This is a genomic window from Streptomyces sp. 17_S59, from assembly GCF_056930295.1.
Map to the genome: position 1 here is coordinate 6,038,072 of NZ_JBXOWD010000001.1, position 13,360 is coordinate 6,051,431.

General features: G+C 72.6%; 12 protein-coding genes. 11 read left to right on the forward strand and 1 reads right to left on the reverse strand.

Annotated elements, in window-relative coordinates; translation table 11 throughout:
- Positions 1-92: 92 nt before the first annotated feature.
- Positions 93-1,079 carry a UDP-glucose 4-epimerase GalE gene (gene galE, locus AC1Z4A_RS27425; RefSeq protein ID WP_483682544.1) on the reverse strand — a complete coding sequence of 329 codons (987 nt, stop codon included), beginning with the start codon at positions 1,077-1,079 and terminating at the stop codon, positions 93-95.
- A 265-nt stretch (positions 1,080-1,344) separates the two neighbouring features.
- Between galE and AC1Z4A_RS27430 the strand changes: the two genes are divergently transcribed.
- From AC1Z4A_RS27430 to AC1Z4A_RS27480, 11 genes are all read left to right on the forward strand, one after another.
- Positions 1,345-3,138: a DUF5941 domain-containing protein gene (locus AC1Z4A_RS27430; RefSeq protein WP_483683749.1), complete on the forward strand. Its 1,794-nt coding sequence runs from the start codon at positions 1,345-1,347 to the stop codon at positions 3,136-3,138.
- Positions 3,135-3,887, forward strand: a complete 753-nt coding sequence (locus AC1Z4A_RS27435) for a phosphocholine cytidylyltransferase family protein (RefSeq protein ID WP_483682545.1) — start codon at positions 3,135-3,137, stop codon at positions 3,885-3,887. The genes AC1Z4A_RS27430 and AC1Z4A_RS27435 overlap by 4 nt, the downstream gene beginning before the upstream one ends.
- A complete protein-coding gene (locus tag AC1Z4A_RS27440; protein ID WP_483682546.1) occupies positions 3,875-4,936 on the forward strand; it encodes an iron-containing alcohol dehydrogenase family protein in 1,062 nt (353 codons plus the stop codon). The genes AC1Z4A_RS27435 and AC1Z4A_RS27440 overlap by 13 nt, the downstream gene beginning before the upstream one ends.
- Positions 4,914-5,693, forward strand: coding sequence for a CDP-alcohol phosphatidyltransferase family protein (locus AC1Z4A_RS27445; protein ID WP_483682547.1), 780 nt, complete (start codon positions 4,914-4,916; stop codon positions 5,691-5,693). Before AC1Z4A_RS27440 ends, AC1Z4A_RS27445 begins: the two co-directional genes overlap by 23 nt.
- Positions 5,690-6,586: a glycosyltransferase family 2 protein gene (locus AC1Z4A_RS27450; RefSeq protein WP_483682548.1), complete on the forward strand. Its 897-nt coding sequence runs from the start codon at positions 5,690-5,692 to the stop codon at positions 6,584-6,586. The genes AC1Z4A_RS27445 and AC1Z4A_RS27450 overlap by 4 nt, the downstream gene beginning before the upstream one ends.
- A 78-nt stretch (positions 6,587-6,664) precedes the next feature.
- On the forward strand, positions 6,665-7,609 hold the full coding sequence (locus AC1Z4A_RS27455; RefSeq protein WP_483682549.1) for an ABC transporter permease: 945 nt from the start codon (positions 6,665-6,667) through the stop codon (positions 7,607-7,609).
- A complete protein-coding gene (locus tag AC1Z4A_RS27460; protein WP_483682550.1) occupies positions 7,602-8,393 on the forward strand; it encodes an ABC transporter ATP-binding protein in 792 nt (263 codons plus the stop codon). The genes AC1Z4A_RS27455 and AC1Z4A_RS27460 overlap by 8 nt, the downstream gene beginning before the upstream one ends.
- Positions 8,394-8,823: 430 nt before the next feature.
- On the forward strand, positions 8,824-9,723 hold the full coding sequence (gene hpnC / locus AC1Z4A_RS27465) for a squalene synthase HpnC (RefSeq protein ID WP_483682551.1): 900 nt from the start codon (positions 8,824-8,826) through the stop codon (positions 9,721-9,723).
- On the forward strand, positions 9,720-10,670 hold the full coding sequence (hpnD, locus tag AC1Z4A_RS27470) for a presqualene diphosphate synthase HpnD (RefSeq protein ID WP_483682552.1): 951 nt from the start codon (positions 9,720-9,722) through the stop codon (positions 10,668-10,670). The genes hpnC and hpnD overlap by 4 nt, the downstream gene beginning before the upstream one ends.
- A gap of 82 nt (positions 10,671-10,752) precedes the next feature.
- Positions 10,753-12,213, forward strand: coding sequence for a hydroxysqualene dehydroxylase HpnE (gene hpnE, locus AC1Z4A_RS27475; protein WP_483682553.1), 1,461 nt, complete (start codon positions 10,753-10,755; stop codon positions 12,211-12,213).
- A gap of 71 nt (positions 12,214-12,284) precedes the next feature.
- Positions 12,285-13,349: a polyprenyl synthetase family protein gene (locus AC1Z4A_RS27480; protein WP_483682554.1), complete on the forward strand. Its 1,065-nt coding sequence runs from the start codon at positions 12,285-12,287 to the stop codon at positions 13,347-13,349.
- Positions 13,350-13,360 lie beyond the last annotated feature (11 nt).

Below are 13,360 nucleotides of genomic sequence, written 5' to 3' on the forward strand. Positions count from 1 at the left end.
CCCAGTGAACTACGGGTGGGGGGTATCGGGCAACGCGGCACTGAACACCGTTGTCATTGCCTCTGACCTGCGGCGATGCATCCCCGCTGCGATCAGCGAAGACGTGCCTCCGGGTGGTGGAGGCACCAGCCCTCCCAGGCCGAAGTGACCATGCTGCGAAGGTCGTGCCGAGCGCTCCAGCCCAGCTCCTTGGCGATCAGCTCGCCGGAGGCCACGACACGCGCCGGATCACCCGGACGGCGCGGTCCCGTCTCGGCCGTGAGCCCGGTCCGGCCGGTGACCTCCGCGATCAGGTCCGCCATCTCCCGCACGGACACCCCGCGGCCCGTGCCCACGTTCAGCGTCAGGTCGCCGGCGCCCGGCTGCTCGGCCAGCCGCCGGGCGGCCGCCAGGTGCGCCGTGGCGAGGTCCTCGATGTGGATGTAGTCCCGGACACAGGTGCCGTCGGGGGTGTCGTAGTCGGTGCCGAAGATCCGCGGGCGCTCGCCCCGCGTGATCCGGTCGAACATCATCGGGATGATGTTGAAGACGCCGGTGTCGGCCAGTTCCGGCCGGGCCGCGCCCGCGACGTTGAAGTAGCGCAGACAGGCCGTCGAGATCCCGTGCGCCGCCCCAGTCGCCCGGACCAGCCACTCGCCCGCCAGCTTGGTCTCGCCGTACGGATTGATCGGCAGGCAGGGCGTCTCCTCGGTGACGAGGTCCACATCGGGCATGCCGTAGACGGCGGCCGACGAGGAGAAGACGAAGCTGCGGACCCCGGCGGCGACCACGGCCTCCAGCAGCACGGTCAGCCCGTGCACGTTCTCGCGGTAGTACAGCAGCGGCTTCTCGACCGACTCCCCGACCTGCTTCTTCGCCGCGAGGTGCACCACACCCGTCACACCCAGCTCCGCGAGGGCGCGGTCCAGGACCTCCCGGTCCAGCACGGAGCCGCGCACCAGCGGGACGTCCTCCGGCAGCCGGCCGGGCACGCCCGAGGACAGGTCGTCCAGGACGGCCACCCGCTCCCCGGCCTCCGTCATCGCCCGGGCCACGTGCGCCCCGATGTACCCCGCTCCGCCTGTGATCAGCCACGTCATGACGGCACCCTAATCCAGCCACCCGGCCGGTCGGCCCCCTGCCGGGTCCGGGAACCGCACGGGCCCGCCGAGCGTCATGTCAGTGGCGGGGCGCTCGGGAGCACGTCCCGGTGCACGTGCGGTGAACAGCGCCTTCCGGTGATCCGATAGCCTCTGCCGACGTGCCGCACGCCGCCCCGCGGCCGGGGCCCGGCGCGTCACGCCCGCTGCCCGGCCTTTTCGGCGATCCGGGGCGGCCACGCCAGCTTCCAAGGAGTGAGTTCGTCTGTCGACCGCCATCCTCACCGGTTCGCCGCCCGCCGGCTCCTCCCTGGAGGAGGACCTGCGGTCCCTGGGCTTCGACGTCCGCACGGCCGACGGCGCCGAGAGCGCCGCGACGGCCCTGGCCGCCGTGCCGCCCGCCGAGCGGGTCGCCCTGGTCGACCCCCGCTTCACGGGTCACGTCCACGCCCTGCGGCTGGCGCTCACCGACCCCCGCTTCCCTGCGGGCGCGGTGACCGGCGCGCTCACGGCGCAGCCCGCCGCGCGCGGCGCGCTGATCAAGGCGCTGACCGGGGCCGGGACGGCCGCCGGGGCCGGCCTGCCCGACCTCGTCGCCGGCCGGCTGGAGGCCGACGGCACCGCCGTGCACCGCCCCGAGCTGGGCGTGCTCGTCGCGGCGGTCCCCGGCGACGACGAGCTGCGGGCCAAGACGCGGGCCGACGTCGCCGCCGTGGACGACGAGGCGGTGCGCCTGCGCTCCGCCGTGAAGTCCCGCGACGGCTTCTTCACCACCTTCTTCATCAGCACGTACTCGCGCTACATCGCCCGCTGGTGCGCCCGCCGCGGCTTCACCCCCAATCAGGTGACCACCGCCTCGCTGCTGACGGCGCTGATCGCGGCCGGCTGCGCGGCCACCGGCACCCGGCCCGGCTTCATCGCCGCCGGAGTGCTGCTGATCGCCTCGTTCGTGCTCGACTGCACCGACGGCCAGCTCGCCCGCTACTCCCTCCAGTACTCCACGCTCGGCGCCTGGCTCGACGCCACCTTCGACCGGGCCAAGGAGTACGCCTACTACGCGGGACTGGCCCTGGGAGCCGCCCGCGGCGGCGATGACGTCTGGGCACTGGCGCTGGGCGCGATGATCCTCCAGACCTGCCGGCACGTCGTCGACTTCGCCTTCACCGAGGCCAACCACGACGCCACCGCCAACACCAGCCCCACGGCGGCCCTCTCCGACCGGCTGGACAGCGTCGGCTGGACGGTCTGGGCCCGCCGCATGATCGTGCTGCCCATCGGCGAGCGCTGGGCGCTGATCGCGGTCCTCACCGCGCTCACCACCCCGCGCACCACCTTCGTCGTGCTGATCGCCGGCTGCGCTGTCGCCGCCTGCTACACCACCGCGGGCCGCGTGCTGCGCTCACTGACCCGCAGGGCGCAGCGGACCGACCGTGCCGCCCGGGCGCTGGCGGACCTCGCCGATTCCGGCCCGCTCGCGGAGACCGTCTCGCGCAGCCTCGGCCGCGCCGTGCCCGGCGCTGCCTTCGCCGCGCCCTTCTGGGCGCTGCTGGCCGCCGCCGCGCTGCTCGTCGGGCCGCTCCTGGCGGGCAACGGCGGCACCTGGCGCACCGTCCTCCAGGCCGTGGCCTACGCCGTCTTCGCGGGCCTCGCCGTGGCGCAGCCCCTCAAGGGCCCGCTCGACTGGCTGGTGCCGCCCGTGCTGCGCGCCGCCGAGTACGGGATCGTTCTGGTGCTCGCCGCCCAGTCCGGTGTGGCGGGCGCCCTGCCCGCTGCTTTCGGCCTGGTGGCCGCGGTCGCCTACCATCACTACGACACCGTGTACCGCATCCGTGGCGGTACCGGCGCCCCCCCGCGCTGGCTGGTGCGGGCGACCGGGGGTCACGAGGGGCGGGTCCTGGCGGTCACGATCGCCGCCGCCCTGTGGCACGGTCGAGGCTTCAGCATCGCGCTGACGGTCCTCGCGTCCGTCCTCGCGCTCGTGGTGCTCGGCGAGAGCATCCGATTCTGGGTGTCCTCCGGGGCGCCCGCAGTACACGACGAAACAGGAGAACCCACATGATCGGCCTCGTGCTGGCGGCCGGCGCCGGACGGCGTCTGCGCCCCTACACCGACACCCTGCCCAAGGCTCTGGTGCCGGTCGGCCCGGAGGGGAACGAGGACTCGCTCACCGTCCTCGACCTCACGCTCGGCAACTTCGCCGAGGTCGGCCTGACCGAGGTCGCGATCGTGGTCGGCTACCGCAAGGAGGCCGTGTACGCGCGCAAGGAGGCGCTGGAGGCCAAGTACGGCCTCAAGCTCACCCTGATCGACAACGACAAGGCCGAGGAGTGGAACAACGCCTACTCCCTGTGGTGCGCCCGTGACGTCCTGGGCCGCGGTGTGATCCTCGCCAACGGCGACACCGTCCACCCGGTCTCCGTCGAGAAGACCCTGCTGGCGGCCCGCGGCAACGGCCAGAAGATCATCCTCGCCCTCGACACGGTGAAGAACCTCGCCGACGAGGAGATGAAGGTCGTCGTGGACGCCGAGAAGGGCGTCCAGAAGATCACCAAGCTGATGGAGCCCGCCGAGGCCACCGGCGAGTACATCGGCGTCACCCTCATCGAGGCCGAGGCCGGCGCCGAGCTGACGGACGCGCTGAAGACCACCTTCGAGCGCGACCCCGACCTCTACTACGAGGACGGCTACCAGGAGCTGGTCAACCGCGGCTTCAAGATCGACACGGCGCCCATCGGCGACGTCCAGTGGGTCGAGATCGACAACCACGACGACCTCGCCAAGGGCCGGGGGATCGCGTGCCAGTACTGACGAGGCTCATCCCCTCGCCGGTCGTCGTCGACATCCGCGCCGGAGCCCTGGACGACCTGGCGAACGTCCTCGCCGACCAGCGGATCTCCAGCTCCGGCAAGCTGGCCATCGCCATCAGCGGCGGCTCCGGGGCGGTGCTGCGCGAGCGGCTCGCCCCGGCGCTGCCCGGCGCCACCTGGTACGAGGTCGGCGGCGGCACGCTGGACGACGCGATCAAGCTCGGCGACGCCATGAAGAAGGGGCACTACGACGCGGTCGTGGGCCTCGGCGGCGGCAAGATCATCGACTGTGCGAAGTACGCGGCGGCCCGGGTCGGCCTGCCGCTGGTCGCCGTCGCGACCAACCTGTCGCACGACGGCCTGTGCTCGCCGGTCGCCACCCTGGACAACGACGCGGGTCGCGGCTCGTACGGCGTGCCGAACCCGATCGCCGTGGTCATCGACCTCGACGTGATCCGGGAGGCTCCGGTCCGTTTCGTCCGCTCCGGCATCGGCGACGCGATCTCCAACATCTCCTCCGTCGCCGACTGGGAGCTGTCCCACCGCGAGACGGGAGAGTCGATCGACGGCCTGGCCGCCGCCATGGCCCGGCAGGCCGGCGAGGCCGTGCTGCGCCACCCCGGTGGCGTGGCCGACGACGGCTTCCTCCAGGTGCTCGCCGAGGGCCTGGTCCTCACCGGCATCTCGATGTCCGTCGCCGGGGACAGCCGTCCGGCCTCCGGCGCCTGCCACGAGATCAACCACGCCTTCGACCTGCTCTACCCCAAGCGCGCCGCCAGCCACGGCGAGCAGTGCGGCCTCGGCGCCGCCTTCGCGATGCACCTGCGCGGGGCACGCGAGGAGTCCGCCCACATGGTGGAGGTGCTGCGTCGGCACGGCCTGCCCGTGCTGCCGGGCGACATCGGCTTCACCGACGAGGAGTTCGTCCGGGTCGTCGAGTTCGCCCCGCAGACCCGCCCCGGCCGGTACACCATCCTGGAGCACCTCGACCTCTCCACCGACCAGATCAGGGACGCATACGCCGACTATGCACAAACCGTCAGTAGCTGAACTCCGCCCGGTCGTCCACCCCGCAGGGGTGAAGGACCGGCGCAGCGGTGAGCACTGGGCCGGCCGCCTGTACATGCGGGAGATCTCGCTGCGGGTGGACCGGTACCTGGTGAACACCAGGGTCACGCCCAACCAGCTCACCTACCTGATGACCGTCGCGGGCGTCCTCGCGGCCCCGGCACTGCTGGTGCCGGGGATCCCGGGCGCCGTCCTCGGCGTGGTCATGGTCCAGCTCTACCTGCTGCTGGACTGCGTGGACGGCGAGATCGCCCGCTGGAAGAAGCAGTACTCGAACTCCGGGGTGTACCTGGACCGGGTCGGCGCCTACCTGTGCGACGCCGCGGTCCTGGTCGGCCTGGGCCTGCGCGCCGCCGACCCGTGGGGCGGCGGCCGGATCGACTGGCTGTGGGCCTTCCTCGGCACCCTCGCCGCGCTCGGCGCCGTCCTGATCAAGGCCGAGACCGACCTCGTCGGCGTCGCCCGCCACCAGGCCGGCCTGCCGCCGGTCAAGGAGGCGGCGTCCGAGCCGCGCTCCTCCGGCATGGCGCTGGCCCGCAAGGCCGCCGCGGCGCTGAAGTTCCACCGGCTGATCCTCGGGATCGAGGCGTCGCTGCTGATCCTGGTCCTCGCGATCGCGGACGCGAGCAGGGGGGACCTCTTCTTCACCCGGCTCGGCACCGCCGTCCTCGCCGGCATCGCGCTGCTGCAGACCGTGCTCCACCTGGTGTCCATCCTGGCCTCGAGCAGGCTGCGATGAGCGACAACCGGATGAAGGTCGGAGCGGTCGTCCTGACCATGGGCAACCGCCCCGACGAGCTGCGCGCCCTGCTGGAGTCCGTCGCCAAGCAGACCGGCGACCCCATCGAGGTCGCCGTCGTGGGCAACGGCTCGCCGCTGCCCGAGCTGAACGTCCCCGGCCTGACGGTGCGGACCGTGGAGCTGCCCGAGAACGTGGGCATCCCGGCCGGCCGCAACGTGGGCATCGAGGCATTCGGCCCGGCCGGCCGCGACGTCGACATCCTGCTGTTCCTCGACGACGACGGCCTGCTGCCGAACCAGGACACCGCCCGGCTGTGCCGGGAGGCCTTCGCCGCCGACCCGAAGCTCGGCATCATCAGCTTCCGTATCGCCGACCCCGAGACCGGCGTCACCCAGCGCCGGCACGTGCCCCGGCTGCGGGCCTCGGACCCGATGCGCTCCTCGCGCGTGACCACCTTCCTGGGCGGCGCCAACGCCGCCCGGACGAGGGTCTTCGCCGAGGTCGGCGGGCTGCCGGACGAGTTCTTCTACGCACACGAGGAGACCGACCTCGCCTGGCGGGCCCTCGACGCGGGCTGGATGATCGACTACCGGTCGGACATGGTCCTGTACCACCCGACCACGGCCCCCAGCCGGCATGCCGTCTACCACCGGATGGTGGCGCGCAACCGGGTGTGGCTGGCCCGCCGTAACCTTCCGGCACCCCTGGTCCCGGTCTACGTCGGCGTGTGGCTGCTGCTCACGCTCGCCCGCCGCCCGTCCCTGCCCGCGCTGCGGGCCTGGTTCGGCGGTTTCCGGGAGGGCTGGACCACTCCCTGCGGTCCACGGCGCCCCATGAAGTGGCGTACCGTTTGGCGCCTGACCCGACTGGGTCGACCGCCCGTGATCTGACAAGCTCGTGTCTGAGAGCACCGGGCGCGGTCCGGGGCCAGGCCCCGGCAGCGCACCTTGAGGACGAAAGTGTCAACTGTGAGCGAGACAACGCACGACAGTGCGGTCGCCTTGAGTGCCCCGCCATCACCCGACGACGGACTGTCCGCCGCGGAGCTGGCCAGGAAGTACGGGCTGGCGCAGAGCGGCGCCCGCCCCCCGCTGCGGGAGTACGCCCGCCAGCTGTGGGCGCGGCGGCATTTCATCGTCGCGTTCTCCCGGGCCAAGCTGACGGCCCAGTACAGCCAGGCCAAGCTCGGCCAGGTCTGGCAGGTGGCGACGCCGCTGCTGAACGCGTCCGTGTACTTCCTCATCTTCGGCGTGCTGATGGGGCAGAGCAAGGGCATGGGGATCGGCACCTACATCCCCTTCCTGGTGACGGGCGTCTTCGTCTTCACCTTCACCCAGAGCTCGGCGCTGGCCGGTGTCCGCGCGATCTCGGGGAACCTGGGGCTGGTGCGGGCGCTGCACTTCCCGCGCGCCGCCCTGCCGATCTCGTTCGCGCTCCAGCAGCTCCAGCAGCTGCTGTACTCGATGCTCGTGCTCTTCCTGTTCCTGATCGGGTTCGGGCACGTGCCGTCGCCCTCGTGGCTGCTGATCGTCCCGGTGCTGGTGCTGCAGTTCGTCTTCAACACCGGCCTGGCGATGGTCCTGGCCCGGATGGGCAGCAAGACCCCCGACCTGGCACAGCTGCTGCCGTTCGTGATGCGCACCTGGATGTACGCGTCCGGCGTCATGTACAACCTGGTGGAGGCGCTGAAGAAGGCGCACTCCCCCAAGTGGCTCATCGACGTCCTGTCGGCCAACCCGGCCGCCGTCTACATCGACCTGATGCGGTCGGCGCTGATCAACAGCCACAAGGCGGCCAAGCACATCATCCTGCCGCCGCACGTCTGGGCGCTGGCGGCGGGCTGGGCGCTGCTGGTCGGCATCGGGGGCTTCGTCTACTTCTGGAAGGCTGAGGAGCAGTACGGCCGTGGCTGAACAGAACACCACCGCGAAGTCGTCCGAGCGCATCCCCACCGTGATCGCGGACGACGTCCACATCGTCTACCGGGTCTACGGCGGCAACAGCGGCCGCGGCAGCGCCACCGCCGCCCTCAACCGGCTGGTCCGGCGCCAGCCGGACGCCGGCGTGCGGAAGGTGCACGCCGTCAAGGGTGTGAGCTTCACCGCATACCGGGGCCAGGCCATCGGCCTGATCGGCTCCAACGGCTCGGGCAAGTCGACCCTGCTGAAGGCGATCGCCGGGCTGCTGCCCGCCGAGCGCGGCCACGTCTACACCGACGGCCAGCCCTCGCTGCTGGGCGTCAATGCCGCGCTGATGAACGACCTCACGGGCGAGAAGAACGTGATGCTCGGCGGGCTGGCCATGGGGATGTCCCGGGAGCAGATCCGCGAGCGCTACCAGTCGATCGTCGACTTCTCGGGCATCAACGAGAAGGGCGACTTCATCACGCTGCCGATGCGCACCTACTCCTCCGGCATGGCGGCCCGGCTGCGCTTCTCCATCGCCGCGGCCAAGGACCACGACGTGCTGATGATCGACGAGGCGCTGGCCACCGGCGACCGCTCGTTCCAGAAGCGCTCCGAGGCCCGGATCCGCGAGCTCCGCAAGGAGGCCGGCACGGTCTTCCTGGTGAGCCACAACAACAAGTCGATCAGGGACACCTGCGACCGGGTGCTGTGGCTGGAGCGCGGTGAGCTGCTGATGGACGGCCCGACGGACGAGGTCGTCCGGGCCTACGAGAAGGAAACGGCCCGCTAGCAGCACGCATCCGGTCGTTCCCGGCCAGGGCGAAAGTGCCGATCAAGAGGCCCCCGCGGGCGCCCGCCCAAGGGGGCCTTGACTTGTTCGTAACGATCAACTGGCTTATTGCCAGGGTTGATTCGCATCCTGCGTGGCATTGTATGGATCAAGCGCGTACCCCGGCGAGCGTCGGACAATTGTACGGCGTACGCTGTACCGTGCTCTTTTGCCGCTGTTTGCGGGAAGGTGTGGTGACCTGCGCGTCCTCCGTCGCGGGGGTGAGGCGGGGGTGGCCCGAGGGGAGGCCGAGGGGGAGCGCCGTCGTTGCGGCGTGTCCGAAATAGGATGTTCTGGGTCGGCAGTGTAGAACGGGAGATGTGACGGCAATGGTTACGGGAACTCTCCAGATCAGAGACGCGTACGCCGTCCCCGGTCCGGGCAGCCCGCGATGACCGCGGGGACGGACGCGCACTCGCGCGCCGTGCTCGACAAGGCCGCGCACGAGAACTTCCCGGTGGCACCCTTCTTCGTGCCACGCGCCTGGCGGGCCGACCTGACGGCCGTCTACGGCTACGCCCGCCTCGTCGACGACATCGGCGACGGCGACCTGCCCCCCGGCGGCCGCGACGCCGAGCTGCTCGGCCTCGACCGGGAACAGGCGGACGACCGGCTCGCCCTGCTCGACGCCTTCGAGGCCGACCTCCGTCGCGTCTTCGACCGTACGGGCACGGGCCCGCGCCACCCGCTGCTGCTCCGCCTCCGCCCCACCGTCCGCCGCTGCGGCCTCACCCCCGAGCCCTTCCTCGGCCTCATCGAGGCCAACCGCCAGGACCAGCGGGTGAGCCGCTACGCCACCTACGACGACCTGCTCGCCTACTGCGAGCTGTCGGCCAACCCCGTCGGCCGGCTCGTCCTCGGCATCACCGGCACCGCGACCCCCGAGCGGATCCGCCGCTCGGACGCGATCTGCACCGCGCTGCAGATCGTCGAACACCTGCAGGACGTCGCCGAGGACCTCCGGCGCGACCGCATCTACCTGCCCGCCGAGGACATGAAACGCTTCCGGGTCGCGGAGTCCGACCTCGCGCTCCCGACCGGCGGCGCATCGGTGCGCGCGCTGGTCGCGTACGAGGCGGAACGCGCCCGGCACCTGCTGAATGAAGGCACCCCCCTGGTGGGTAGCGTCCACGGCAGGCTGAAGCTGTTGCTCGCGGGGTTCGTGGGCGGAGGGAGGGCCGCCCTCCGAGCGGTCGCCGCCGCGGGCCACGACGTTCTCCCCGGACCGCCCAAGCCCACCAAGCTCAGCCTGCTGCGCGAGGTGGGGGCGACACTGCGAAGAGAGGGGTGAGCGGGACCGTGACCGGAACGCACCACGCGTCCGCGCCGGTACTCGCCGCGTACAGCTACTGCGAGGCCGTCACCGGACAGCAGGCCGGCAATTTCAGCTACGGCATCAGGCTGCTGCCGGCCGCCAAGCGGCGGGCCATGTCGGCCCTGTACGCCTTCTCGCGGCGTGTCGACGACATCGGCGACGGCCCCCTGGACGCCGAGTCCAAGCGGCTGCGGCTGGAGGACGCCCGGGCGACGCTCGACCGGATCAGGGCGGGCGAGGTCGACGAGGACGACACCGACCCGGTGGCCGTCGCGCTCGCGCACGCCGTGCGCCGCTTCCCGATCCCCATCGGCGGCCTCGACGAACTGATCGACGGCGTTCAGATGGATGTGCGCGGCGAGACCTACGAGACCTGGGACGACCTCGTCGCGTACTGCCGCTGCGTCGCCGGAGCCATCGGGCGGCTCTCGCTCGGCGTGTTCGGCACCGTGCCCGGCGCACGCGACACCGAGCGCGCTGCCGAATACGCCGACACGCTGGGGCTCGCGCTCCAGCTGACCAACATCCTGCGCGACGTCCGCGAGGACGCCGCCAACGGCCGCACCTACCTGCCCTCCGACGACCTCGCCAAGTTCGGCTGCTCCGCGGGCTTCCACTCCGCCGTGCTCCCCGCCGGCGCGGACTTCACCGGGCTGGTGCAGTTCGAGGTGCGCCGCGCCCGCGCGCTCTTCGCCCAGGGCATGCGGCTGCTGCCCATGCTCGACCGGCGCAGCGGCGCCTGCGTCGCCGCCATGTCCGGCATCTACCGCCGGCTCCTGGACCGCATCGCCGAGGATCCGCAGGCCGTACTGCGCGGCAGGGTCTCGCTGCCCGGCCGGGAGAAGGCCTTCGTCGCCGTGCGCGGGCTCTCCGGGTACGACGCCCGCACCGTCCACCGGCAGACTGCCAGGGGGCGCGTCTGATGGCCCGCGCCCGCACCGGCAAGTGGTGTGCAACCCTCCGGCCTGCCGTCGCGTCCCTGACAGCAGCCGAGGGGGTGGGCGCATGAAGCCACGCACGACGACCCGGCCCGACCGGCTCCGCGCAGACGAGGCAGGCCGCCCCGACGGGGCGGCCGCGGTGGTGATCGGGGGCGGCCTCGCCGGCATCACCGCCGCGCTCGAACTCGCCGACGCCGGGGTCCGCGTCACCCTGCTCGAAGGACGCCCCCGGCTGGGCGGGCTCGCCTTCTCCTTCCAGCGCGGCGAGCTGACCGTCGACAACGGCCAGCACGTCTACCTGCGCTGCTGCACCGCCTACCAGTGGTTCCTCGACCGGGTCGACGCGCGTTCCCTCGCCCCGCTCCAGGACCGGCTCGACGTGCCCGTGCTGGACGTCGGCCACCCCTCCGGGCGACCCCGGCTCGGCCGGCTGCGCCGCGCCGCGCTGCCCGTCCCCCTGCACCTGGCCGCCAGCCTCGCCACCTACCCCCACCTCTCGCTCGCCGAGCGGGCCAAGGTCGGCCGGGCCGCACTCGCCCTGCGCGGCATGGACCCGCTGGACCCCGCGCTCGACGGCATCGACTTCGGCAGCTGGCTCCGCCGCCGCGGCCAGTCGGACCGCACCGTCGAGGCCCTGTGGGACCTCGTGGGCATCGCCACCCTCAACGCCCCCGCCGGCGAGGCGTCGCTCGGCCTGGCCACCATGGTCTTCAAGACCGGGCTGCTCTCCGAACCCGGCGCCGCCGACATCGGCTGGGCCCACGTCCCCCTGGGCGAGCTGCACGACACCCGCGCCCGCGCCGCCCTCGACCGGGCCGGGGTGCGCACCGCGCTGCGCACCCGCGTCACCGCGATCTCCCGGAGCGCGGACGGCCGCTGGCACGTCGACGCCGGGACCGGGCCGGGTGCGGCCGAGCGGATCGACGCCGACACCGTCGTCCTCGCCGTGCCCCAGCGCGAGGCCCACGCCCTGCTGCCCGAGGGCGCCCTGGACGCCCCGGACCGGCTGCTGGAGATCGGCACCGCCCCCATCCTCAACCTGCACGTCGTATACGACCGCAAAGTCCTGCGGCAGCCGTTCTTCGCGGCCCTCGGCAGCCCGGTGCAGTGGGTCTTCGACCGCACCGAGTCCTCCGGGCTGGCCGCAGCGGACGGCGCGGGCCAGTACCTCGCCGTCTCCCAGTCGGCCGCGCAGGACGACATCGACCGGCCGGTCGCCGAGCTGCGCGAGCGCTACCTGCCCGAGCTGGCCCGGCTGCTGCCCGCCGCCCGGGACGCGGTCGTCCGGGACTTCTTCGTCACCCGCGAGCGGACGGCGACGTTCGCCCCCGCGCCCGGCGTCGGCCGGCTGCGGCCCGACGCCCCCACGAACGCGCCCGGCCTCTACCTGGCCGGTGCGTGGACCGCCACCGGCTGGCCCGCGACCATGGAAGGCGCGGTGCGGAGCGGCTTGACCGCCGCCGGCGCGGCGCTCTCCGGGCTCGGCCGACCGCACCGGAGCCCCCTGCGGGAGGCGGCGGTATGAACCAGCGAGCCCACCAGGCGCGCGTACCCCGCAGCGGGACGCGCGTGAGCACGACCACCAGAGGAGAGACCGTGACATCGGCGATCCCAGCTGTCGACACCGCAGGCGTCAACGCCCTGCTGGAGCGCGGACGGACGCTTGCCACGCCGGTGCTGCGTGCCGCCGTGAACAGGCTCGCCGCACCCATGGACACCGTCGCCGCCTACCACTTCGGCTGGATCGACGCCGAAGGCCGGCCCGCCCACGGCGACCAGGGCAAGGCCGTCCGGCCCGCTCTCGCCCTGCTCTCGGCCGAGGCCGCGGGCGCGCCCGCGGAGGTGGGCATCCCCGGCGCCGTCGCCGTCGAGCTCGTGCACAACTTCTCGCTGCTGCACGACGACCTGATGGACGGCGACGAGCAGCGCCGCCACCGCGACACCGTGTGGAAGGTGCACGGCCCGGCGCAGGCCATCCTGGTCGGCGACGCCCTCTTCGCGCTCGCGAACGAGGTGCTGCTGGAGCTGGGCACGGTGGAGGCGGGCCGGGCCACCCGCCGGCTGACCACCGCCACCCGCAAGCTCATCGACGGCCAGGCCCAGGACATCTCCTACGAGCACCGTGAGCGCGTCACCGTCGCCGAGTGCCTGGAGATGGAGGGCAACAAGACCGGCGCGCTGCTCGCCTGCGCGGTCTCCATCGGCGCCGTCCTCGGCGGCGCCGACGACCGCACGGCCGACACCCTGGAGGCCTACGGCTACCATCTCGGCCTCGCCTTCCAGGCCGTCGACGACCTGCTCGGCATCTGGGGCGACCCGGAGGCCACCGGCAAGCAGACCTGGAGCGACCTGCGGCAGCGCAAGAAGTCCCTCCCGGTGGTCGCCGCCCTCGCGGCCGGCGGCCCCGCCTCCGAGCGGCTCGCCGGGATCCTCGCCGCCGACGCCAAGCTGACCGACGCCCAGCTCGCCGACTTCGACGAGGAGGAGTTCGCCAGCCGGGCGGCCCTGATCGAGGAGGCGGGCGGCCGGGAGTGGACCTCCCTGGAGGCCCGCCGCCAGCACGCCACCGCCATCGAGGCGCTGGCCGGAGTGGACATGCCCGCAGAGGTCCGGGCGCAGCTGACCGCGCTCGCCGACTTCGTCGTCGTACGGAAGAGATGATTGCCATTCAC

Excerpts from the sequence above, each read along its gene's own strand:
- galE (WP_483682544.1), bottom strand. The coding sequence starts at position 1,079 with ATGACGTGGCTGATCACAGGCGGAGCGGGGTACATCGGGGCGCACGTG.
- AC1Z4A_RS27435 (WP_483682545.1), top strand. The coding sequence starts at position 3,135 with ATGATCGGCCTCGTGCTGGCGGCCGGCGCCGGACGGCGTCTGCGCCCC.
- AC1Z4A_RS27445 (WP_483682547.1), top strand. The coding sequence starts at position 4,914 with ATGCACAAACCGTCAGTAGCTGAACTCCGCCCGGTCGTCCACCCCGCA.
- AC1Z4A_RS27450 (WP_483682548.1), top strand. The coding sequence starts at position 5,690 with ATGAGCGACAACCGGATGAAGGTCGGAGCGGTCGTCCTGACCATGGGC.
- hpnC (WP_483682551.1), top strand. The coding sequence starts at position 8,824 with ATGACCGCGGGGACGGACGCGCACTCGCGCGCCGTGCTCGACAAGGCC.
- hpnE (WP_483682553.1), top strand. The coding sequence starts at position 10,753 with ATGAAGCCACGCACGACGACCCGGCCCGACCGGCTCCGCGCAGACGAG.